The 22,864-nt window shown below is 60.4% G+C and carries 24 protein-coding genes; 19 read left to right on the top strand and 5 right to left on the bottom strand.

The window, feature by feature from the left end:
* Positions 1–38 precede the first annotated feature (38 nt).
* Both miaA and CAK95_RS14655 read left to right on the top strand, forming a co-directional pair.
* A complete protein-coding gene (gene miaA, locus CAK95_RS14650) occupies positions 39–953 on the top strand; it encodes a tRNA (adenosine(37)-N6)-dimethylallyltransferase MiaA (protein WP_086088574.1) in 915 nt (304 codons plus the stop codon).
* A gap of 29 nt (positions 954–982) precedes the next feature.
* Entirely contained in the window at positions 983–1,732 is a 750-nt protein-coding gene (locus CAK95_RS14655; RefSeq protein ID WP_157699630.1) for a caspase family protein, read from the top strand.
* A 150-nt stretch (positions 1,733–1,882) separates the two neighbouring features.
* Here CAK95_RS14655 and CAK95_RS14660 read toward each other — a convergent pair whose 3' ends face one another.
* Positions 1,883–2,725 carry an RMD1 family protein gene (locus CAK95_RS14660; RefSeq protein ID WP_086088576.1) on the bottom strand — a complete coding sequence of 281 codons (843 nt, stop codon included), beginning with the start codon at positions 2,723–2,725 and terminating at the stop codon, positions 1,883–1,885.
* Between the two features lie 20 nt (positions 2,726–2,745).
* Positions 2,746–3,180, bottom strand: a complete 435-nt coding sequence (locus CAK95_RS30490; RefSeq protein ID WP_425349613.1) for a CsbD family protein — start codon at positions 3,178–3,180, stop codon at positions 2,746–2,748.
* 201 nt (positions 3,181–3,381) lie between these two features.
* Here CAK95_RS30490 and CAK95_RS14670 point away from each other — a divergent pair, with 201 nt between their 5' ends.
* The 14 genes from CAK95_RS14670 (at position 3,382) to CAK95_RS14730 (ending at position 17,128) form a co-directional block, all read left to right on the top strand.
* On the top strand, positions 3,382–4,221 hold the full coding sequence (locus CAK95_RS14670; protein WP_086088578.1) for a TonB-dependent receptor: 840 nt from the start codon (positions 3,382–3,384) through the stop codon (positions 4,219–4,221).
* 246 nt (positions 4,222–4,467) lie between these two features.
* Positions 4,468–6,228 (top strand): acetolactate synthase 3 large subunit, encoded by a 1,761-nt coding sequence (locus tag CAK95_RS14675; protein WP_086088579.1) that lies wholly within the window; start codon positions 4,468–4,470, stop codon positions 6,226–6,228.
* A 130-nt stretch (positions 6,229–6,358) separates the two neighbouring features.
* Positions 6,359–6,910, top strand: coding sequence for an acetolactate synthase small subunit (gene ilvN / locus CAK95_RS14680; RefSeq protein WP_198343721.1), 552 nt, complete (start codon positions 6,359–6,361; stop codon positions 6,908–6,910).
* Between the two features lie 3 nt (positions 6,911–6,913).
* Positions 6,914–7,516, top strand: a complete 603-nt coding sequence (locus tag CAK95_RS14685) for a LysE family translocator (RefSeq protein ID WP_183044351.1) — start codon at positions 6,914–6,916, stop codon at positions 7,514–7,516.
* Between the two features lie 30 nt (positions 7,517–7,546).
* On the top strand, positions 7,547–7,984 hold the full coding sequence (locus tag CAK95_RS14690) for an RrF2 family transcriptional regulator (protein WP_086088580.1): 438 nt from the start codon (positions 7,547–7,549) through the stop codon (positions 7,982–7,984).
* Positions 7,985–8,240: 256 nt separating this feature from the next.
* Positions 8,241–9,230 carry a sulfate ABC transporter substrate-binding protein gene (locus tag CAK95_RS14695; RefSeq protein WP_086088581.1) on the top strand — a complete coding sequence of 330 codons (990 nt, stop codon included), beginning with the start codon at positions 8,241–8,243 and terminating at the stop codon, positions 9,228–9,230.
* A 53-nt stretch (positions 9,231–9,283) separates the two neighbouring features.
* Positions 9,284–10,126, top strand: coding sequence for a sulfate ABC transporter permease subunit CysT (cysT, locus tag CAK95_RS14700; protein WP_280949817.1), 843 nt, complete (start codon positions 9,284–9,286; stop codon positions 10,124–10,126).
* Between the two features lie 7 nt (positions 10,127–10,133).
* Positions 10,134–11,012, top strand: a complete 879-nt coding sequence (gene cysW, locus CAK95_RS14705; protein WP_086088583.1) for a sulfate ABC transporter permease subunit CysW — start codon at positions 10,134–10,136, stop codon at positions 11,010–11,012.
* Position 11,013: 1 nt separating this feature from the next.
* Positions 11,014–12,057 (top strand): sulfate/molybdate ABC transporter ATP-binding protein, encoded by a 1,044-nt coding sequence (locus CAK95_RS14710; RefSeq protein WP_086088584.1) that lies wholly within the window; start codon positions 11,014–11,016, stop codon positions 12,055–12,057.
* A 182-nt stretch (positions 12,058–12,239) separates the two neighbouring features.
* A complete protein-coding gene (gene ilvC, locus CAK95_RS14715) occupies positions 12,240–13,259 on the top strand; it encodes a ketol-acid reductoisomerase (RefSeq protein ID WP_086091424.1) in 1,020 nt (339 codons plus the stop codon).
* 254 nt (positions 13,260–13,513) lie between these two features.
* Positions 13,514–14,461 carry a tripartite tricarboxylate transporter substrate binding protein gene (locus CAK95_RS14720; RefSeq protein ID WP_147413731.1) on the top strand — a complete coding sequence of 316 codons (948 nt, stop codon included), beginning with the start codon at positions 13,514–13,516 and terminating at the stop codon, positions 14,459–14,461.
* 206 nt (positions 14,462–14,667) lie between these two features.
* Entirely contained in the window at positions 14,668–14,793 is a 126-nt protein-coding gene (locus tag CAK95_RS30205; protein ID WP_280949818.1) for a hypothetical protein, read from the top strand.
* 17 nt (positions 14,794–14,810) lie between these two features.
* Entirely contained in the window at positions 14,811–15,587 is a 777-nt protein-coding gene (locus CAK95_RS14725) for an ATP-binding cassette domain-containing protein (RefSeq protein WP_086088586.1), read from the top strand.
* Positions 15,584–17,128, top strand: coding sequence for an ABC transporter permease/substrate-binding protein (locus CAK95_RS14730; protein WP_086088587.1), 1,545 nt, complete (start codon positions 15,584–15,586; stop codon positions 17,126–17,128). The genes CAK95_RS14725 and CAK95_RS14730 overlap by 4 nt, the downstream gene beginning before the upstream one ends.
* A 49-nt stretch (positions 17,129–17,177) precedes the next feature.
* Here the strand turns inward: CAK95_RS14730 and gntH are convergent, their stop codons facing one another.
* From gntH to CAK95_RS14745, 3 genes are read right to left on the bottom strand one after another with little or no spacing between them, the layout of a single operon-like run.
* A complete protein-coding gene (gene gntH / locus CAK95_RS14735) occupies positions 17,178–18,236 on the bottom strand; it encodes a guanitoxin biosynthesis MBL fold metallo-hydrolase GntH (protein WP_086088588.1) in 1,059 nt (352 codons plus the stop codon).
* 23 nt (positions 18,237–18,259) lie between these two features.
* Entirely contained in the window at positions 18,260–18,766 is a 507-nt protein-coding gene (locus CAK95_RS14740) for a MarR family winged helix-turn-helix transcriptional regulator (protein WP_086088589.1), read from the bottom strand.
* Positions 18,767–18,782: 16 nt separating this feature from the next.
* The gene (locus CAK95_RS14745) at positions 18,783–19,742 is read right to left on the bottom strand and encodes a Bug family tripartite tricarboxylate transporter substrate binding protein (protein ID WP_157699631.1); all 960 of its coding nucleotides are present in this window, start codon (positions 19,740–19,742) and stop codon (positions 18,783–18,785) included.
* Between the two features lie 421 nt (positions 19,743–20,163).
* On the opposite strand from CAK95_RS14745, the gene CAK95_RS14750 reads away from it, so the two are divergent.
* The 3 genes from CAK95_RS14750 to CAK95_RS14760 all read left to right on the top strand — a co-directional run bounded on the left by CAK95_RS14750 (position 20,164) and on the right by CAK95_RS14760 (position 22,846).
* Entirely contained in the window at positions 20,164–20,919 is a 756-nt protein-coding gene (locus CAK95_RS14750; RefSeq protein WP_086091425.1) for an ABC transporter ATP-binding protein, read from the top strand.
* Positions 20,920–20,924: 5 nt separating this feature from the next.
* The gene (locus CAK95_RS14755) at positions 20,925–21,716 is read left to right on the top strand and encodes an ABC transporter permease (protein WP_086091426.1); all 792 of its coding nucleotides are present in this window, start codon (positions 20,925–20,927) and stop codon (positions 21,714–21,716) included.
* Positions 21,717–21,832: 116 nt separating this feature from the next.
* Positions 21,833–22,846 carry an ABC transporter substrate-binding protein gene (locus CAK95_RS14760; protein ID WP_086091427.1) on the top strand — a complete coding sequence of 338 codons (1,014 nt, stop codon included), beginning with the start codon at positions 21,833–21,835 and terminating at the stop codon, positions 22,844–22,846.
* Positions 22,847–22,864: the final 18 nt, after the last annotated feature.

The raw sequence follows: 22,864 nt of genomic DNA on the forward strand, positions 1-22,864 counted from the left end.
CTGCTGTCGGTAACAAAAGATAAGCATTCCATCTCGATATGAAACAGCGTGCTGCCATCTTGATTGCAGGGCCGACCGCCAGCGGCAAGTCGGCGCTGGCGCTGGCGCTGGCCGAAAAGCTTGGCGGCATCGTCATCAATGCCGATTCCATGCAGGTCTACCGCGATCTGCGCGTGCTGACGGCGCGGCCGACAGTCGAGGAAGAAAAGGCGGTGCCGCATGCCCTGTTCGGGCATGTGGATGCGGCGGAGAATTATTCGGCCGGGCGGTATGTCCGCGACGTGTCGCGAATTCTCTCCGATCTCCCGCCGGACCGCTTGCCGATCTTTGCCGGTGGGACCGGACTCTATTTCAGGGCGCTGATGTCCGGTCTTGCGGCCATTCCACCGATTGATCCCGGCATCCGCGACGCGTTGCGGCAGCGCCTCGATGCGCAAGGCGTGGAAGCATTGCATGCCGAACTGACCGTCCGCGATCCTGAAGCGGCTGATCGCATCATGCCGCGCGACCGCTCGCGCATCCTGCGTGCGCTCGAAGTTCTGCAGGCGACCGGCCGTCCGATTTCGGACTGGCATCGTGAAGGATTGGTCCCGGTCATCGACCCCGATCGCACCACCAAAATCTTCCTGCATCCGAACCGCTCGGACCTGAAAAAGCGGATCCAGACGCGCTTTGAAATGATGCTGGAGCACGGGGCGCTCGAGGAGGTGCGTGCGCTCGATGCCCGTCATCTCCCGGAAACATTGCCGGCGATGAAGGCGCATGGCGTGCCGTGGCTACGCAAATTGCTGCGCTGCGAGATTTCGCGCGAGGAGGCCATCGAAGGTTCGATCATGGACACACGCCGTTATGCCAAGCGGCAGGTGACCTGGTTCCGCAACCAGATGCCGGGATGGGCCTGGACCTCCCCGGATGGGGGAATAGCAACAGCCGAAGCGTTGATGCAGACTTGAGGCATTGCTGGCCAACAAGAGTATTCGTCATGCGTCTTTTTTGGCTGAAGCTCGTCATGCTTGCCGTCACTGTCTTGTCGCTGCAGTCCGCATTTGCGCAGGACAAGCGTGTTGCCTTGGTGATCGGCAATGCCGACTATCGCAACATCTTCAAGCTGAAAAATCCGGTCAATGACGCAACCGATATTGGCGCTGCATTGTCCCGCATGGGATTCTCCGTCACCATGTTGAACAACGCGACGGCGGAACAGATGCACGATGCTTTGGCGGCGTTTGGCGGCAAGGCCAAACAGGCCGACTATGCCGTTGTCTTTTATGCGGGACATGCGATCCAGGCGCATGGCGTGAACTGGCTGATACCGGTCGATGGTTCCGTCGACACGCTGCTCGATGTCGCCAATCATTCCATCACGCTGGACGAGATCGTCGGTCAAATGGCTGGCGCCGAACAGCTCGCCGTTGTTCTGCTCGATGCCGCGCGCAATAACCCGTTTCCGGAATCAAAGACACTGCCGCGAACGACGCCTCAGGCCGCTACGCCGAAAAACCTGCTGATCGGATATGCGACCGGTCCCGGACAAAAGGTGTCAGATGGGGAAGGGCGCGACTCGCCTTACACGCGTGCGCTGTTGAGGCATATCGAAACGCCCGGCCTCGATGTGGCCGATCTCGTGAAACGGGTGCGTGACGACGTCGTGAAGGCGACCGCGGCGAAACAGATTCCGTTCTTTCACATGTCCGGTCCGGATGAAGCGGTTTACCTCGTTCCGCCACGCTGACCGGCGCTAGTGTCCCGATTCCGAAGTTCGTATCCCTTCGCGGCGGTCTCTTATACGAACTTCGGAATCGACGGACACTAGCAACTCATTGAATCTCGTGTTTCGGACTCGCTGCGGGAATGATGCGGGCTTCTGAACCGCCACACTGGATCAGCCGAACAATTTGATCTGCTTGACGAATTCGTACAGCGTGAACAGCACCTCGACCACGATCAACAAGACAATCGCCACTTCAAGCCGCGTCGCGCGGGCGGCGTCGATCAGATCGGTGAGGGCGCGCGCGGTTTCGCCGACCACCTCGATCTTGCGCGACAGCATGCCGGCGCGTTCCTTCAGTTCGTATTCGTCGGCAAGGCGTGCGTGCAGACGCTCCAGATCCCAGCGATCCCACAACACGTCCGGCTTTTCCTCGACTTCGACGCGGCCGCTCATGCGATGGCGAACCAGCAAGGCCTGGCCGATCAGCTTCAGCATCTCGCCGCGCCGTCCGGGTGTGCGTCCTTGTTGCGCAAGCCGCGCGGCCAGCGGATCGATCACATCGAAGACGCGGCTCACTTCGCGTTCGTCATGCGCGAGCGCGACATTCTTGGCGAGCGCATCGGCGATGACCACAAGCCGTTCCGGCGACAGATCCTTGACCTTGATGAGACCGCTCGGCTCAATCTGGTCGTCCTGATCGGGCGCGATCTCGATGGTCGCGCTTTCGTCTTCCATGCGATCGAAGGAGCCGATGATCCGCGGCCCCAGACCGCGAATGGTCTCGTCCTCTTCGATCGGCGACAAGCCGACGAGGACGGCAACGCCGTAGCGGAACAGCACCGCGAAGCCATTGCCGACACGGAAGGCGAGCGGCACCGTGCTGATGACGTCGCTGCGCTCCAGCCCCAGCGTATCGATGCGCTCGCCGAGAATGAGCGCATGCGCCGTCAGGCGGCGCCGCGGTGCCGCAGTCGTTGTGGAAGCCGGCTGTGTATTGGTTTCGATTGAATTCATGACGCCTGCTTTATGCACGCTTATTTCAGCGTTTTCAGCCATTCGTCGATCTGCTTGTCGGCGGCGTCGCGGTCGATACCGTAACGGCTCTGAATATAACCATTCAGGGTTTCGCGGCGACCCTGCGACTCGCGAATGTCATTATGGGTGAGCCTGCCCCAGCGCTCCTTAACCGCGCCCTTCATGCGTTTCCAGTTGCCGGACACCTTGTTCCAGCTCCAGGTGCGGAAACCCTCCTTGGCCGGCGCCTGTTTGGCTGACGCAGCCGGAGAGGTTGCGGGACTTTGTGCCTGTGCGCCGAACCCCATCACTGCAAATGCGACCGTCGCACAAAACAATATTCGCCTCATCATGGAGTCCTCGCCGCTCTGACACGCCACGCTGCGTTCATTACAATGATAATGAACAGTCTGAATGATACCGTCCATACCTTTGAAACGTTCGAAACCACACATACAACAACTTCGGAACGATGCATATTACACGTTATCCAAATCATAGTTTTTGATTTGCACCCGGCGCTTCCGTAACCATCGCTTTACTGTTTTTGTTATCGGGGCGCGCAGTGACAATTGTATTGTTATCGCCGAAGCGTCGCTTGCTGGCGAGTGCTGCAGGGATCAGTGTACTGGTTGCTGGTCTGACAGCGGCAACAGTTGCAACAGCGCAGGAGCAAGCGCCCCGTCAGCGTGATCGGCGGCGTGCGGCGTACGCAGATCGATCAGAGCAATTTCGATATCGTGACCGGCCAGCAGTTGAGCGGCTCGTCCGCGAGTGCGGTCACGCCGTCGATTGCCGGGCTGATCAAGATCACGCCGTGGCTGGCGCTCTACGGCAATTATATCGAGGCGCTGGAGCGCGGCGGCGTCGCGCCGCCGGGGACCGTTAATGTGGGGCAGACTTTTCCGGCGCTCGTGAGCAAGCAACACGAATTCGGAGCGAAGTTCGACTTTCAAATCCTCGGAGCGACCTTCGCTTATTACAACATCAATAAAGCCAACCAATATATCGATACGGCGACGAATATCTTCACGCAGGATGGCCGGCAGGAAAATCGGGGCTACGAGGTCACGATCTTCGGCGAGCCGATCAAGGGTATTCGTTTTGTCGCGGGAGCATCCTTCATCGATGCCGTGCAGCTCCAGACGGATTCGGGCGAGTTCGATGGCAAGAAGGTCACTTCGGTTCCGGACAGCGAATATCGGCTCGCCGCCGAAGTCGACCTCCCGTTCGTTCCCGGCTTCACCGTGACCGGGGCGATCTATCACACCGGACCGGCGCCGTATAACAATGCGAACACGTTCGATGTTCCGTCCTGGACCCGCTTTGATCTCGGCGCCCGCTATGTCTATTATGTGGACCAGGTGAAAATGACGGCGCGCTTCAACGTCGAGAGCCTGACCAATGAGGCCTACTGGATCGCCGGATACGGCAGCGGCGGCCTCGCTCAGTCCGGAGCCCGGCGCTACGTGGCCTCATTGACCGCCTCGTTCTGACGGCCCGCCGAGAGGCTCGGCGCTTGACGGGGCGGGAGACGACCCTTATACCACGCGCAACGTTCGTACTGGACTAGGCTATGTCGCGCAATTTTATTTCGTGGACGCTTCTCATCGTAGGAAGGCGCATCGCTGGGGGTGGTTGAAACCACCTATGCCGGGCGATGCGCTGTTCAGGGGGCCTCACGGGCCCTTTTTTCTTTTCCCGGATGACCACGAGAGACGACGAGTGATTGGAGCAGTGAGATGAGCAAGGAAATGACCGGCGCCGAAATGGTGATCGAGGCGCTCGCCGATCAGGGTGTGACCCACATTTTCGGCTATCCCGGCGGCGCGGTGCTGCCGATCTACGACGCCATCTTCCAGCAGGAGCGGGTCAAGCATGTGCTCGTGCGCCATGAGCAGGGCGCAGTCCATATGGCGGAAGGCTATGCCCGCTCGACCGGCAAGGTCGGCTGCGTGCTGGTGACGTCCGGTCCCGGCGCGACCAATGCGGTGACCGGCCTGACTGACGCGCTGATGGATTCGATCCCGATCGTCTGCATCACCGGCCAGGTTCCGACGCATCTGATCGGCAATGACGCTTTCCAGGAATGCGATACCGTCGGCATCACGCGGCCCTGCACCAAGCACAACTATCTGGTGAAGCGGATCGAGGACCTGCCGCGCGTGCTGCACGAGGCGTTCTATGTCGCCGCCAGCGGCCGGCCGGGTCCGGTGGTGATCGACATCCCGAAGGATATTCAATTCGCCAAGGGCACCTATTCAGGCCCGCAGAATATCAAGCACAAGACCTACACGCCGAAGATCAAGGGCGACCTCGACAAGATCAAGGCGGCGGTCGAACTGATGGCGAGCGCGAAGAAGCCGCTGTTCTATACCGGCGGCGGCGTCATCAATTCCGGCAAGGAAGCGAGTCATCTCTTGCGCGAACTGGTCAAGCTGACCGGTTTCCCGATCACCTCGACGCTGATGGGGCTTGGCGCTTATCCGGCGGCTGATCCGCAATGGCTCGGTATGCTCGGCATGCACGGCACCTACGAAGCCAACTGGGCGATGCACGATTGCGACGTGATGATCTGCGTCGGTGCGCGGTTCGACGACCGTATCACCGGGCGGCTCGATGCGTTCGCGCCGAACTCACGCAAGATCCATATCGATATCGATCCGTCCTCGATCAACAAGACGGTGAAGGTCGATATTCCGATCATCGGTGATTGCGCGCATGTGCTCGAAGACATGACGCGGCTGTGGCGTTCGTCTTCGTTCCAGCCGGACAAGAAGGCGATGGCCGAATGGTGGAAACAGATCGACAAATGGCGCGCGCGCAAGTCGCTCAGCTATCGTCCGTCGAAGGACATCATCAAGCCGCAATATGCGATCGAGCGGTTGTTCGAGCTGACCAAGGACAAGGACACCTACATCACCACCGAAGTCGGCCAGCATCAGATGTGGGCGGCGCAGTTCTATCGTTTCCAGGAGCCGAACCGTTGGATGACCTCGGGCGGCCTCGGCACGATGGGCTATGGCCTGCCGGCGGCGGTCGGCGTGCAGATGGCGCATCCGAAATCGCTGGTCATCGATATTGCCGGTGAAGCCTCGGTGCAGATGACCATGCAGGAAATCTCGACGGCGGTTCAGTACCGGCTGCCGATCAAGGTGTTCATCCTGAACAACCAGTATATGGGCATGGTGCGCCAGTGGCAGGAATTGCTGCATGGCAACCGCTATTCGGAAAGCTATTCGGAGGCGCTGCCGGACTTCGTGAAGCTCGCGGAAGCGATGCATGCGCATGGTATCCGCTGCCAGAAGCCGGGCGATCTCGACGATGCGATCAAGGAGATGATCGATATCGACAAACCGGTGATCTTCGATTGCGTGGTCGATCAGAAGGAAAATTGTTTCCCGATGATCCCGTCCGGCCGCGCGCATAATGAGATGATCCTCAGCGATGCCGCGGAGAGCCTCGAGGATGCGATCACCGAAGAAGGCAAGATGCTGGTTTGATCTGGTCATTCCGGGGCGCGAGCGAAGCTTGCGAACCCGGAATCCAGAGATCGATTCTGAGGCCTGGATTCCGGGTTCGCGCTTTCAGCGCGCCCCGGAATGACGACAGTACAATAAGGGAAAATTGCTCGTGAACGCCACCATACCCACCACGTCCCATTATCCCGCGGCGCCGGCAGCGGAGGTTTCCAGTTCGCATACCTTGTCGGTGCTGGTCGACAACGAGCCGGGCGTTCTTGCGCGGGTGATCGGGCTGTTCTCGGGCCGCGGCTACAATATCGATTCGCTAACGGTGTCGGAGACCGAGCATCAGAAGCACATCTCCCGCATCACCATCGTCACCAGCGGCACGCCGATGGTGATCGAGCAGATCAAGAACCAGCTCGAGCGTCTTGTGCCGGTTCACCGCGTGATCGATCTCACGGTGGCGGGTCCTTATCTTGAGCGCGAACTGGCAATGGTGAAAGTGCGCGGCAAGGGCGAGCACCGCGTCGAGGCGCTGCGTCTCGCCGATGCATTCCGCGCTCGCGTGATCGATGCGACCACTGAAAGCTTCGTGTTCGAGATCACCGGCAAGAGCGACAAGATCGACCAGTTCATCGAGCTGATGCTGCCGCTCGGCCTTGTCGAAGTGTCACGCACCGGCGTGGTCGCCATCAGTCGCGGCCCCGAGGCGATGTAGCGGATGGGCATGCCGTTCGACCTGTTTCTGGCGCTTCTTGCGTTTGCGGCGGCAACGGCATTCACACCGGGCCCGAACAACATCATGGTGACCGCGTCCGGGGTGAATTTCGGGTTCACTCGGACGCTGCCGCATATGTTCGGCATCACGCTGGGCTTCGTCGTCTTGCTGATGGGTTGTGCAGCAGGACTGGGCGCGATCTTCGCCGCCTATCCGCCATTGCAGATCGTGCTGAAGATCGTGGGTGCGGCCTATATGCTTTGGCTCGCATGGAAGATCGCGACCGCAAAGCCCGCGGCCGACAATGACCGGCATATTTCTCAGCCGATTTCCTTCTGGCAGGCAGCGCTGTTCCAGTGGGTCAACCCCAAAGCCGTCGTGATCGCCCTGAGCGCGATCGCGCTCTATGTGAGGCCGGAACGGTGGTTGTCCGATCTTGCTTTGCTGCTGGTGGTGTTCGCGGTCGCGACAATTCTCGCCGTGGTGACCTGGACCGGCTTCGGCGTGGCTTTGCGCCGGCTGCTCACCGACCCGAACTATGCACGCGTCTTCAATCTCGCGATGGCGGCGCTTCTGGTTGTCAGCATCGTGCCGATGGTGGTTTAACGTTGCATCGGAACCGCGCAAACGCTGACCATGCTTTCCCGCCGCGCCAAATATGCTCTTCGAGCAATGATCTATCTTGCCGGCCATAGAGGCGCGGCGCCGGTATCTGTTCGCGACATCGCGCAGGACCTGAAAATTCCGCGCCCTTTTCTTGAGCAGATTTTCTCCGAACTAAAGCGATCGAACCTTCTGGTATCCACACGCGGGAACCAGGGCGGTTTCCTGTTGAGCCGTACGCCCAAGGACATCAATTTGGCCGAAATCATCCGCCACATTGACGGGCCGCTGGCGCTCGCGCCCTGCGCGAGCCAGACGGCGTTCCGACAATGCCCGGACTGCGTCGATTTGCACATCTGCACCCTGCGGCCGGCGCTGATCGCAGCTCGTGATGCGACGGCGAAAATCCTAGAAAAAACAACGCTCGCGCAGGCCGCCGCAGAAAAATCGCCTCGAAAAGGCTCCGGATAAATAAAACTATTCTGATTGATTTAGTCAGAATTATGTGGCCCCATTCCCACGGGTTCGGGGGGCGATACCCAACGATCCTTGTGCCTTGGTGGCGAAATGGCCGGATTTTCAGTCCGGCGGTGCTGCGGGAATGCCCGCGCCATCGCATTGCCACGGCGCATCGCTGACTGAGAGGTCGGATAAATGCGACAGGCCGCAATGGTCCGTCGCTGCAACCCTTGACCTGTGCCGGAGTTGTTCCGGCCGATGGAGGATCATGATGCGGCTTCTTGTTGCAATGCTCGCCATTGCCGGCTGGGTGACATCGGCGGCCGCCCAGAACATTTCGCTGCTCAACGTGTCGTACGATCCGACCCGCGAGCTTTATGCCGATTTCAACAAAGCTTTTGCCGCGAAATACAAGGCTGAGACCGGCACGACGGTTGCCATCAAGGCCTCGCATGGAGGTTCCGGCCGTCAGGCTCGTTCGGTCATCGATGGGCTCAGTGCCGATGTGGTCACGCTGGCGCTGGCTTACGATATCGATGCAATCGCCGATAAGGGATTGCTCTCGAAAGACTGGCAGCAGAAGCTGCCGCAAAACTCATCGCCCTATACATCGACTATCGTGCTGCTGGTGCGCGCGGGCAATCCCAAAAAGATCAAGGACTGGGACGATCTCGTGCGTCCCGATGTGAAGGTGATCACGCCGAATCCGAAAACATCGGGTGGCGCCCGCTGGAATTATCTCGCGGCCTGGGGTTATGCGGCAAAGAAATACGGCTCCGAGGATAAGGCCAAGGAGTTCGTGAAGAACATCTTCAAGAATGTGCCAGTGCTCGACACCGGTGCCCGCGGTTCGACCATCACCTTCGTCGAACGTGGCGTCGGCGACGTGTTCATCTCGTGGGAAAATGAAGCGTTCCTCGCCATCAACGAACTCGGCAAGGACAAGTTTGAAATCGTCATTCCGTCGGTATCGATTCTTGCCGAGCCGCCCGTCGCCGTCATCGACAAGGTTGTCGACAAGAAGGGAACGCGGGCTGCGGCTGAGGCCTATCTGAACTATCTTTACAGCAAGGAAGGTCAGGACATCGCCGGAAAACACTACTACCGCCCGCGCGATCCTGAAGTCGCCAAAAAATACGAGAATATATTTCCGAAGCTGAGCCTTCTCACCATCAATGACGATTTCGGCGGCTGGCGCGCGGCGCAGAAGAAGCACTTCGACGACAAGGGCGTCTTCGACGAAATCTATAGCCAATGAGCGTTGCTGCCCATACAATTGGCGATCAACTGGACAGTCGGGAGACGACATCCTTGGATCGCCGTCGCAACCGGCGCCGCCGGAGCGTGATACCTGGTTTTGGCATCACGCTCGGACTGACGCTGACCTGGCTCGCCTTGATCGTGCTCATTCCGCTCGGTGGTCTGTTTCTCAAGACCGCTGAGTTATCGCCTTCGGAATTCTGGTCGATCGTGACCGGAACGCGCGCGCTCAATGCCTTGAAGATCAGTTTCGGACTATCGCTGGTTGCAGCGGCCGTGAACCTGTTTTTTGGCGCGTTGGTGGGATGGGCCCTGGTGCGTTATGAATTCCCCGGCAAGCGTCTGGTCGATGCGATCATCGATGTTCCTTTTGCATTGCCGACTGCGGTTGCCGGCATCGCGCTGACCACGCTGTTCGCGGAAAATGGCTGGCTCGGTGGATTGTTGGCGCCGTTCGGCATCAAGGTTGCGTTCACGCCGCTTGGCATTCTGATTGCGTTGATCTTTATCGGCTTGCCGTTCGTGGTGCGCACGCTGCAGCCGGTGCTGGAAGATCTCGATACGGAAATCGAGGAAGCCGCGGCGACGCTGGGCGCCAGCCGCTGGCAGACGATTACGAAGGTCATCGCGCCAATCGTCCTGCCGAGCTTGTGGACCGGTTTTGCACTCGCCTTCGCGCGCGCTGTCGGGGAATATGGCTCGGTGATCTTCATTGCCGGCAATCTGCCGAATATCTCCGAGATCGCGCCGCTGTTGATCGTGATCCGGCTTGAGGAGTTCAAATATGCCGACGCCACGGCCATTGCGGTGGTGATGCTGCTGGCCTCCTTCGTCATTCTGTTCGCCATCAACCGCCTGCAACGGTGGTCGGCGACGCGCACCGGCCACGCGTGAGATCATCATGGCTGGACCCGCAACAGGTTTCGCAGATCGCACGCGCTCGAATGGCGCCACACGGCCGCGTCCGGCGCGCTCCGAGTCATTTTTGGTGCGCTGGCTCATCATTGGCGTGTCGCTGACGTTTCTTTTTATTTTCCTGGTGTTGCCGCTGGTCACCGTGTTCGTACAGGCCTTCGCGCGCGGCATCGGCCCTTACTTCGATGCACTGACCGACCCCGACGCCGTGTCGGCGATCCAGTTGACGATTCTGGTCGCCTCCATTTCCGTCGTGCTGAATTTGATATTCGGTCTCGTTGCCGCTTGGGCGATCGCGAAGTTTGAATTTCCCGGCAAAAGCCTTTTGATCACGCTGATCGATCTGCCGTTCTCGGTGAGTCCGGTCATCTCCGGTCTGGTTTTCGTGCTGCTGTTCGGCGCGCAGGGCTTCTTCGGCGCGTGGTTGATCGAGCATGACGTCAAGATCATCTTCGCCTTGCCTGGTATTGTGCTGGCGACGCTGCTGGTGACATTCCCGTTCGTTGCGCGAGAACTGATCCCGCTGATGCAGGAGCAGGGCACGCAGGAGGAAGAGGCCGCGATCTCGCTCGGCGCCTCCGGCCTGCAGACCTTCTTCCGCGTGACGTTGCCGAATGTGAAATGGGCGCTGCTTTACGGCGTACTTCTCTGCAATGCGCGCGCGATGGGCGAGTTCGGCGCGGTGGCGGTGGTGTCCGGTCATATCCGCGGCGAGACCAACACCATGCCGCTGCATATCGAAATTCTCTACAACGAATACCAGTTCATGGCCTCGTTCGCGGTGGCGTCTCTCCTGGCGCTGCTGGCGCTGGTGACGCTGATCGCCAAGGTCGTGCTGGAACGGTTCGCGATATCGGAGCGATGAGATGAAAATCGACATTCGCAATGTCACCAAGCGCTTCGGCGACTTTACGGCGCTGAATGGCGTCGACCTCGAAGTGAAGTCGGGCGAACTGGTCGCGTTGCTTGGCCCATCCGGCTCCGGCAAGACGACGCTGCTGCGGATCATTGCCGGTCTCGAATGGCCAGACACCGGCCACGTTATGTTTGATGGTACCGATGCCTTGTCGCGCAGTGTGCGCGAGCGCCATGTCGGCTTCGTGTTCCAGCATTATGCGCTGTTCCGGCATATGAGCGTGTTCGAGAATATCGCATTCGGTCTGCGGGTGCGGCCGCGCCGTCAGCGTCTCAGCGAGGAGAAGATTCGCCAGAAGGTCGACGAATTGCTTGACCTTGTGCAGCTCAAATGGCTGGCGGACCGATATCCGTCGCAACTCTCCGGCGGGCAGCGCCAGCGTATCGCGCTGGCGCGCGCGCTGGCGATCGAGCCGCGCGTTCTGCTGCTCGACGAGCCATTCGGTGCGCTGGATGCAAAGGTGCGCAAGGAGCTGCGCCGCTGGCTGCGCAGCCTGCACGAGGACATCCACGTCACCTCGGTGTTCGTCACGCACGACCAGGAAGAAGCGCTGGAAGTCGCCGACCGCGTAGTGGTGATGGACAAGGGCCGGATCGAGCAAGTCGGTGCCCCCGAGGATGTACATGACCGCCCGGCGACAGCCTTCGTGCATGAATTCATCGGCGAGTCACTGATGCTGCCGATCACGGTGCAGGACCAGCGGGTGCATGTGGAAGGCCGGCCATTGTCGATCGATCCCCAAGGCGCTGCGAATGGGGCGGCCAGGCTGTTCGTGCGTCCGCACGAGATCGACGTGGTCGCCGCCGACGGAGCGACCCTTACGGGCGTGGTCAAGCGCGTGCACGGCCTTGGCGCGGCGCGGCGGGTCGAGGTGTTGCTGTCGGCGCCGGAAACGCTGGTCGAGATCGACACCCCGCGGAACCTGCCGGTCGAAGTCGGTGCCACCATCGGCCTCAAGCCGCAGCGCTACCGGATTTTTGCCGACCCGCACTAGCGCCCGACGCTTCCGCCGAGCGGGGACGGACCGAGATATGATCATTCGACCGGGGCCGATGCCGCCTCCGGGACTTGTCGCGGGCCCGCCATACCCCTAGAAACCTCGCCTGACCGGCGCCGGAACCCTTCTGGCGCACCGATAACACTGCGGCCGGGACAAGCCGCCACAAGGGGTTGATGATGCGTGTTTATTATGACCGGGATGCCGACCTGAACCTGATCAAGGGCAAGAAGGTCGCCATTGTCGGCTATGGCAGCCAGGGCCATGCCCATGCGCTCAACTTGCGCGATTCCGGCGTAAAGGATGTGGCCATCGCGCTCCGCAAGGGTTCGGCCTCGGCCAAGAAGGCCGAAGGCGAGAAGTTCAAGGTCATGGAGGTGGCCGAGGCCGCCAAGTGGGCCGACGTGGTCATGATGCTGACCCCGGACGAATTGCAGGGCGACATCTACCGCGATCACCTGCATGCCAACATGAAGGAAGGCGCGGCGCTGCTGTTCGCCCACGGCCTCAACGTGCATTTCAACCTGATCGAGCCGCGCGCCGATCTCGACGTGCTGATGGTCGCCCCGAAGGGCCCCGGCCACACCGTGCGCGGCGAATATCTCAAGGGCGGCGGCGTGCCCTGCCTGATCGCGATCGACAAGGACTCGTCCGGCAACGCCCATGACCTCGGCCTGTCCTACGCCTCGGCGATCGGCGGCGGCCGTGCGGGCATCATCGAAACCACCTTCAAGGAAGAGTGCGAGACCGATCTGTTCGGTGAGCAGGCCGTGCTCTGCGGCGGCACGGTGGAACTGATCCGCGCCGGTTATGAGACGCTGGTGGAAGCGGGCTATGCGCCGGAGATGGCGTATTTCGAATGCCTGCACGAACTGAAGCTGATCGTCGACCTGATCTACGAAGGCGGCATCGCCAACATGAACTACTCGATCTCCAACACCGCCGAATACGGCGAGTATGTCACCGGTCCGCGCATCATCACGCCGGAAACCAAGGCTGAAATGAAGCGCGTGCTGAACGACATCCAGTCCGGCAAGTTCACCCGCGACTGGATGCTGGAGAACAAGGTCAATCAGGCCTCGTTCAAGGCGACCCGCGCGCGGGCCAACGCCCACGATATCGAGAAAGTGGGCGAGAAGCTGCGCGAGATGATGCCGTGGATCAAGAAGGGCGCGCTGGTCGACAAGGCCAAGAACTGATCTGATCCGAAACGATCGAATTGCAAAGGGCTCGCTTCGGCGGGCCCTTTTTTGTTTGTGCAACGCGTGATGGGCGATATCGCCATCGGCCGAATATTCGCTTGCTTTCACGTCGGCAATTCAGTCGACTTGGACGTGTCGCCCGCGTGAAGGATATCGCTTCGCGCGAACACAAGACGTCAAACAATAAGCTGGGCCACGGCTTCCTCTCATCAAAGCCGGAAAGGCTCGGAACGGTCGGGGAGGCCACTTACATGTTCGACAAGAAGGCATGTTGTATTATTGCGCTCATGGTCTCGCTGCTGGTGCCGGTGACGGCATCCGCACAAGGCTCGCGCAACATTGAGCTTATCGTTCCGTTTCCTGCGGGCGGCGTCACCGATCTGGTTGCGCGGATACTGTCGGAGCGCTTGTCGAAAGACCTCGATCAAACGATCGTCGTGATCAACAGAGACGGCGCGGGCGGTACCATCGGTGCGACCGCGACGGCGGTGGCGGCACCGGATGGCGTCACACTGGGCTTTTCGGCGATGGGGGTCATCACCGGCCGGCCGCATCTGCGCAGCGATCTGCGCTACAATGTGAATTCATTCGACTATATCTGCCAGGTGGCGATTACGCCGACCGTGATTGTGGTATCGCCCGAGAGCCCCTATCGGTCGCTGAAGGATCTGTTCGATCAGGCTCGCCAAACACCTGACAAACTCACCTACGGCCATCCCGGGCACGGCAGCATCCCGCATCTGCAGATGCTCGATCTGTCTTCGCGAGCCGGCGTTACGCTGACGTCGGTGCCGTTCCGCGGCGACGCGCCGGCACGCACCGCATTGATCGGAAAGCATATCGACATTCAGATGTCGGGCGACGCCGGGGGTATCGGCAATATGCGCGCGCTGGCGATCATCGCGCGCGAACGCACGCCAAGTTTGCCGGATGTGCCGACCACGAACGAACTCGGCTTCGGCGAGGGCTTTGCGACACCGTTCGGCTTATATGCGCCGAAGGGCGTGCCGGCGGCTGCGCTGACCCGGTTGCGCAAGGCTTGCGCAGATACGGTGGCGTCCCAGAGCTTTCGCGCGGCGATGACGAAATCCGGACAGACGGTCGATTATTTCGATGGGCCGGAATTCGCCGCGCGGATGGAGCAGGTCTCACGGCTCGTCGGCGACCTGGTCGAGAAAATGCCGGCGCTGAAAAACTAGGGGCTTTCTGGTTTTGATGGATCACAGCCAAAAATGCTCCGGGTAGACAGAGGCCCGCATTCGCGTCACCATGGCGTCGCTGGTCAATATCGGGAGAGCATGATGGATTGTGAGCCAATGCTGTGCATCATTGGCGAAGGCTATGCCGCCCGCGCGTGCGGCGAATCGAAGTTCAATCTGAATTCCGCGCCACAAACGGTGGTTGGGTGCCGCTCGGCGGCGATCCGGGCGAGGATCTTGTCATCATTTTCCGCCGCCACCTGACCGGAACCGGCGCGCCGACACTGGTGTTGTTGCTCAACCTGCTCTCTGAGATTTCGATCGCGTGGTAAAGCCCGAACCAGCGGCCATGATCGCGTTCGACGCCGTTACCAAGCGTTACGGCGACAATGTGCGCCCGGCGCTCGACAATATCTCGCTCGACATTCAATCCGGCGAATTCATTGTCATGGTTGGACAATCCGGTTCGGGCAAGTCGACGCTGCTTGGCATGATCAACCGGCTGATCGACCCGAGCGAGGGCGTCGTTTGGTTCGAGGGCGAGGATGTGCAACACCTCGATCCGGTCCTGCTGCGCCGGCACATCGGCTACGTGTTTCAACATGTCGGATTGTTTCCGCACATGACTCTGGCGGAGAATATCGGCATCACGCCACGCCTCCTCGGCTGGGACGAGGCGCGCATCGCGGCCCGCACCGAAGAACTATTGACCTTGGTTCAACTGCCGCCGGAGCAATACCGGGATCGTATCCCGTCAGAATTGTCCGGCGGCCAGCGCCAGCGCATCGGTGTTGCGCGCGCCATCGCCGCCAAGCCACGCGTTGTCTTGATGGACGAACCGTTCGGTGCGCTGGATCTGCGAACCCGCGATGCCCTGAGCCGTGACTATCGCAAGCTGCACGAGGCACTTCAACTCACCACCGTCATGATCACCCATGATGTGATCGAGGCCGTGCTGCTTGCGGATCGCATCGCGGTTTTGCAGGACGGCCGCATTGCAGGTCTCGGCACGCCGCATGATCTCGTGACGAATCCGCCAAACGATGACGTGCGGGCCCTGATGGACATGCCGCGCCAGCAGGCCGAGCGATTGAATGCGCTGATGCGTGAAAGCGCCGCGTCATGAGCATCGATCCCGCCATCGCCGATGCGTGGTCACGGCTGCCCGATTATCTCAGCCAGCATGTGCTGGTGAGTCTGACCGCACTCGCCATCGGATTAGCGATCAGCCTGCCGCTGGCGCTGTTTTCCGTCCGCCGGCCCTATCTGCGCGACGTGGTGCTTGGCATTGCCAGCATCGTGCAGACGATTCCCGGCCTTGCGCTGCTTGCGCTGTTCTATCCGCTGCTGCTTGGTACAGCTTCGCTGACGGCGCGCTTTCTCGGCTTCGATTTTTCCGCACTCGGCTTTTTGCCGTCCGTCCTGGCACTGGCGCTCTATTCAATGCTGCCGGTGTTGCGCAATACCATCACCGGCATCGAGGGTGTTGATCCCGACTTGCGTTGGGCGGCACAGGGCGTCGGCATGACCGAGCGGCAATCTCTGTTCATGGTGGAATTGCCCCTCGCCATTCCGGTGATCATGGCCGGCATCCGCACCGCGGCCGTATGGGTGATCGGTACGGCAACGCTGTCGACGCCGATTGGCCAGACCAGTTTGGGCAATTACATCTTCAGCGGCCTGCAGACACAGAACTGGATCTCCGTGCTGTTCGGCTGTGTCGCGGCGGCATTGCTGGCGATGGCGGTCGATCAATTGCTGGCGCTGATGGAGCGGGGTGCCGCATCCCGCCGCCGCTCGCCCGTTATTGCCGGATTTATCGGGCTGTTCCTCATCGTCAGCCTCGCGCTCGCGCCCGCCTGGGGCGCGCGCAAAGCGGATTATGTGATCGGCGCCAAGACATTTTCCGAACAATATATTCTTGCGGCTTTGATGGCGCAGTCTCTCGAAGCGCAGGGCCTGACTGCGCGCCGCCGCGAAGGTCTCGGCTCCAACATCATCTTTGCCGCGCTCGTCGCCAACGACATCGACGCCTATGTGGAATATACCGGGACGATCTGGGCGACGATGATGAAGCGCAGCGATATCAAATCGCGCGCCGAGACTTTGGCCGAAGTCACGCAATGGCTGGAGCGCGAGCACGGCGTCCGGCTTGCGGGCGCGCTCGGCTTCGAAAACGCCTATGCCCTTGCGATGAAGCGTTCGGAGGCGGAACGGCTCGGCATCCGCACCATCGCCGATCTCGCACGTGTTGCGCCGAACATGTCGATCGCCGGCGATTACGAGTTCTTCGGACGTGCCGAATGGGCGGCCATCCGCGATGGCTATGGACTGCACTTCCGGGAAGAGCGTTCGATGCAGGCGGAGTTCATGTACCCGGCCGTGGGCAACGAGGTGGATGTGATCGCAGCCTATACCAGCGACGGGCGCATCGCGCAGTTCGACCTCGTCGTGCTGGACGATCCCAAGCATGTCATCCCGCCCTATGATGCGGTGCTGCTGCTGTCGCCCAAGCGCGCCAAGGACACGGCATTGATCAACGCTCTGAAACCGCTGAATGGCGCCATCGACGTCGCGCTGATGCGCGAGGCGAACCTGCGCGCCAACCAGGGCGAGTCCCCGGACAATGTGGCGCGCTGGCTGTGGGACAAACTGCGCGGCAAATGATGTTCTCGAAGCGATAAGTGCCGGGGCAAGCCTGGGATGCACCCGAGAGCTACCCCTTCGGAAACATCACTTTGTCGAGCAGCCACTGCGACATTTTCAGCTTCTCCCCGCGCGGCAATTTTTTGAATCCCTCGTCGTGGAATTCCTTATTCGGCCAGGTAGCCGCCGCGGTCACGGCCATGCGCGTTTTCACCTGCTCCTTGGTGACATTGAAGACCATGAGATCGCGCGCGAACACCAGCGGTCCATCATAGTTCTTGCGTACCGCGGCGAGATGACCCGGCAGCGTATCGTCGTCGTTATAGAAATGATAGCCGACGGCCAGCCGCGGATTGCAGAGCGCCAGCACCTTGCCAGCTTCTTCCGGATCGGAATGCGCTACGGTGCAGACACCGCGCGCGGTACGCTCGTCGTAACCGGCGCGCTCCATCATCACCTGCCAGCGATCGAATGTCTCGTGGATCAGGATGTCCGCGCCCTTGCCATTTTCGGCCATGAAGTACGACGGTGTTGTGTCGCCGGAATAGACCAGCGTCAGCCCGTGCCATTCCAGCCGCAGACTCACCGGGCCGTCATAGATATGCACCGCCGGGAACGAGGTGATCTTCACGCCATTCTTGTCGTAGATCACGCAGACTTTCGAATAATCGAATTCATGCACATCGATCTCAGAACCGACCAGTGGCAACAGGCCGTGACGGGTATCGGCGTCCCATCGGAACGCAGCCACCTGATGCTGTACGAAATGCTTCATGCCGTGCTCGGGAATTTTGCCTGACGGCCCATACACCTGCAGCGGATGCATGCGCCCGCCGGACCATCCGCCCTGACGGATCTGCATGAAATCGCCGACGTGATCTGTGTGCAGATGCGTGGCGATCACAGCGGTAATCGCGTTGTAGGGAATTTCCAGCGACACGAAGTTGAGTTGTGTGCCGAAACCGAAATCCAACAGGAACCTGTCGCCGTTGCCGAGTTCGACCAGCCAGCCGGTATTGGCCTGCGCCTTTCGCAAATAAGGCCGCCCGGTGCCGAGTGCGATAATGCGCATTTCATCCGGCGCCAGCGCCTCTGTATTGGGAAAATAGTGGTCACGGTACTCGCGCATCAATCACTCCAAAACAACTGGCATCAGGCCACGGATTTTGCCGTCCTTTGCTCTGGCAATCCGAGAAAGGGTTCGTAATTCTCACTCACTTTGACGAGCAGGCGCGTGAATTGCTCGCGTTCGTTCGCCGTCAAAGAGGCGAGGAAAAAATCACGCTCCTGCATGATGACTTCGAAAGCCGCCTCATAGAGGGAGCGGCCAAGTTTGGTCAGCTCCAGCTCGGTGATGCGCGCCTCGCCGGCCGGTTTATTCCGTGTGATCACGCCGGCGCGTGCGAATCGGTCGATCATGCGACTCAACGTCGACGGATCGGTGGCGATGTAATTGGCGACATCGGCCGGACGGTTGAATGGCGTATTCGCAAGCGTCGCCAGCAGGCGCCAATCATGGATCGTCAGTCGCTTGACGCGAAACGCTTTCTCAAGCCGCATGTTCAGCCGTCGGCTGAGCGAATTCAGCACGAAGGGAACGAAGCGTTCAAGATCGAAAGGTTTGCTCGCTGCATTCATGCGCACAGTTCTCTTGACCATCTCCGTCTCCGCGGGGTCAGTTTTTCGGCCTGCCAACCTTGGCAATCAGCGCCGCAATCGTGTTCGAATCCTGCGCGATGCGGTCGGCGAAAGCCGGGCCGTCAAGATAACTGACGTTCTGCCCGGACTTCTTCATCGCCTCGATAAACGCATCGGATTTCATCGCCGTCGCGCAGGCAGCGCGCAATTTGGTCAGCACTTCACCGGATAAGCCCTTCGGTGCGAATAAACCGTTTGGCGTGCCGAAACCGGTGTTCAATCCGAGTTCCCTTGTCGAGGGCACATCTGGGAGACTTGCCAGACGATCGCCCGCAAAGACCGCAAGCGGGCGGATCTTTCCGATCACCGCGGCATCGCCTGACATGAGAATATCGATGTGATTGCCGAGAAGATTGTTGAGCGCCAGCGCATCCCCTCTGAATGGCACCGGCGTCAGTTTGAGGTTTTGATCGGAAGCCAATTGCAGCATTAGCAGATGCGGCACGGTACCAGGCCCTGGATGGCCATAGGTCAGCTTGTCAGGGTTTCGCCGCGCATAAGCAATGAGATCCTTCAGGCTCTTGTGCGGACTCTCGTTGGACACTGAGGCGATGACGAACACATCCGTCGCCTGGCAGATGTAATCGAACGACTGGGCACTGTAGCGCAGGTCGTCGCGCAGATGAGGCTGTGCGGTGACAGGCCCCATTGCTGAAAAGACAATTGTATACCCATCCGGCTGCGCAGCGGCTGCGGCCGCAGCACCGATCGTTCCGGCGGCGCCATCCTTGTTGGTGACGACGGTCGCCTGGCCGAGTGTTTTCGAGATGCCCTCTGCCAGGGCACGCGCGGCGAGGTCGCTGTTCGCCCCGGCCGGAAATGGCACGATCATTTCGATGGCACGCGAGGGATAGGCTTGCGCTAACGCAACCTGCGGCGGACAGGCGCCAAAAGCCAGCGCAACCCATGCGGCAGCGCTCAACATACGTCCCTTCATGACATGCCCCGCAATCGCGCATGCGCGCTGGCTGGCCAACCGGCCTTGCCATTCCATCCAATTGCATTTGCAATTGCAAGTGAGATTTATGGCCGCCCGGCCCGACGGGGGCAACAGGTTCAATTCCGATGCCTGCCGCCTTCGCCGGCATCGAGATATCCGTCTGCATAATCCCTTGCGTTTTCTGTGAACTTGATCCGTAAGAATGGCCGACGATCTTGCATCCCGGGGGCCTTTCCTAGAGCCGCATGGATAGCTGGTCCGCGGCCTTGCGTCGCGCAACTCACTCGGTAATGTCTTTGCAAAAGTACAGGGAGCGGAGCGTCACTTGATCCAGAGTTCAGCAGCCGAGGCTTTGCCGGCGAGGGCGAAGTCAGCGGCCCCGGCGGTGGCGCTGTCCGATGTCACCATCACCTTCCGGATGGGCGGCAAGGTGGCTTTTACCGCTGTCGAGCAGGCGAGCCTTTCGGTCGCCGATGGCGAGTTCGTCTCGATTGTCGGCCCGACCGGGTGCGGCAAATCCACGCTGCTGAATGTGGCCGCGGGGCTGCTGCAGCCGTCGGGCGGCAAAGCGGAGATCTTCGGCACGCCGCTGGCCGGGCTGAACCGGCAATCGGGTTATCTGTTCCAGGCAGACTCGCTGTTTCCCTGGAAGACCGCGATCCAGAATGTGGCGATCGGCCTCGAAACTGCGGGAACGCCATCTGGCCAGGCGCAAGCGCGCGCGCAGGACTGGCTGAAGCGCGTCGGCCTTGGCAATTTCGCCGAACGCTATCCGCACATGCTGTCGGGCGGACAGCGAAAACGTGTCGGCCTCGCGCAGGTGCTCATTCGCGATCCGAAAATCCTTCTGATGGACGAGCCGTTCGGGCCGCTCGACGCGCAGACGCGGCAGATCATGGGCAACCTGCTGCTCGATCTGTGGAGCGCCGACCGCAAGGCGGTGCTGTTTGTCACCCACGATCTGGAAGAGGCGATCGCGCTCTCCGATCGCGTGGTGATCATGTCCGCGGGACCGGCCGCGCGCATCATCGGCGACTGGAAAGTGCCATTGCCGCGCCCGCGCGACATTTCCGAGGTGAGGCTGGACAAGGCCTTCCACGATTTGCATCGCGAGATCTGGCACGTACTGAAAGAAGAAGTGCTCAAGGGTTATGCGCAGACGGGGGGCGGGTGATCGTCATGAACCGTCTTTCTCTCGTCGGCTTTCAGATCCTCATTCTCGTCATCACGCTGGTGCTGTGGCACGTGCTGACGACCATTCCGATGTCCGATGGCAAGCCGCTGGTGCCGCCGTTCTTCTTCTCGACGCCGGGCGACGTGTTCGCGCGGATCGTCAAATGGTTTGCCGAAGGCACGATCTGGCGGCATCTGTGGATCACGCTGACCGAGTCGGCTCTCGCCTTTATCATCGGATCGGTCGGCGGCGTGCTCGTCGGCTTCTGGTTCGCGCGGCAGCCGATCATTGCCGCGATCTTTGACCCCTACGTGAAGATGATCAACGCGCTGCCGCGCATTGTGTTGGCGCCGATCTTCACGTTGTGGTTCGGCCTCGGCATCTGGTCGAAAGTCGCGCTCGGCGTCACGCTGGTGTTCTTCATCGTGTTCTTCAACGTCTATCAGGGCGTGCGTGAAGTCAGCCCGACGGTGTTGAACAACGCCCGCATGCTCGGCATGAACGAGCGGCAATTGATGCGGCATGTCTACTGGCCGTCAGCCCTGTCCTGGATGTTCTCGTCGCTGCACACCTCGGTCGGTTTTGCCGTGGTCGGTGCGGTGGTCGGTGAATATCTCGGTTCGGCCGCCGGCCTCGGCTATCTGATCCTGCAGGCGGAGGGCACCTTCGATATTGCCGGCGTGTTCGCGGGCATGTTCGTGCTTGCCGCTTTCGTCATCGTGATCGATGGGCTCGTGACCATGGTGGAAAAGCGTCTTCTGGTGTGGCGCCCGGTCGCAGCCGATACGCGAACGTGACGCCTCTTTAACTCTGAAATGCGCCGGACTTTGCACCCCCGGTGTGTTGTTTTACTCTTGCTCATCAAATGCGGCCGGGAACAGGCCGCGTGTCCAACGGGAGGACTTGTTTCATGATGGCTCGGATCGTCCGGCGGATGGCGTCGTCGCTGTTCGCTCTTGCATTGATGTCAGGCGCGGCCTTCGCGCAATCCAAGGTCACCATCGCGGTCGGCGGCGCCGCCTGTTTGTGTTACCTGCCGACGGTGCTGGCAAAGCAGCTTGGCGAATATGAAAGGGCCGGGTTGAATGTCGACATGGTCGACTTCAAGGGCGGCTCGCAATCGCTGACCGCGGTGCTCGGCGGCAGCGCCGATGTCGTCTCCGGCTATTTCGATCATTGCGTCAATCTCGCCGCCAAGGGGCAGATGCTGCAATCGATCGTGGTCTACGATCGCTATCCCGGTTTCGCGCTGGTCGTCTCGCCCAAACATGCCGACAAGGTGAAATCGGTGAAAGACCTCGCCAATCTGAAAGTCGGCGTCAGCGCGCCGGGCTCATCGACCGACTACTTCCTCAAATACATCCTGAAGAAAAACGGCGTCGATCCGAATTCGGTTGGCGTGATCGGCATCGGTCTTGGTGCCACGGCGGTCGCGGCGATGGAGCAGGGCTCGGTCGAAGCGGCGATCATGCTCGATCCAGCGATCACGCAATTGCAGGGCCGCAACAAGGAACTGCGCATCCTGACCGATACGCGCACGCAGAAGGACACACTGGATGTGTTCGGTGGCGAGTATCCGGGCGGCGCCCTTTATACCAAGGCCGACTGGATCGAGAAAAATCCGAAAGCCGCGCTCGGCTTGGCCACGGCGATCCTCAACACACTGAAATGGATCCACTCTCATACGCCGGAAGAAATCATGGCGAAGATGCCGCCCGAACTCGTCGGCGCGGACAAGGCGCTATATCTCGAAGCACTGAAGGCGACGCTGCCGATGTATTCGGAGACCGGCCGTATGGACCCCAAGGGCGCCAAGGCGGTGCTGGATGTGTTCAGCCAGTCCAACCCGGATGTGGCCAAGGCGAATATCGACCTGTCGAAGACCTACACCAACAAGTTCGTCGAGCAGGCCGCCAAAGCCAAGTGATCATTGGCGAATGCCGGG

Source organism: Pseudorhodoplanes sinuspersici (genome assembly GCF_002119765.1).
Taxonomy (GTDB): Bacteria; Pseudomonadota; Alphaproteobacteria; order Rhizobiales; family Xanthobacteraceae; genus Pseudorhodoplanes; species Pseudorhodoplanes sinuspersici.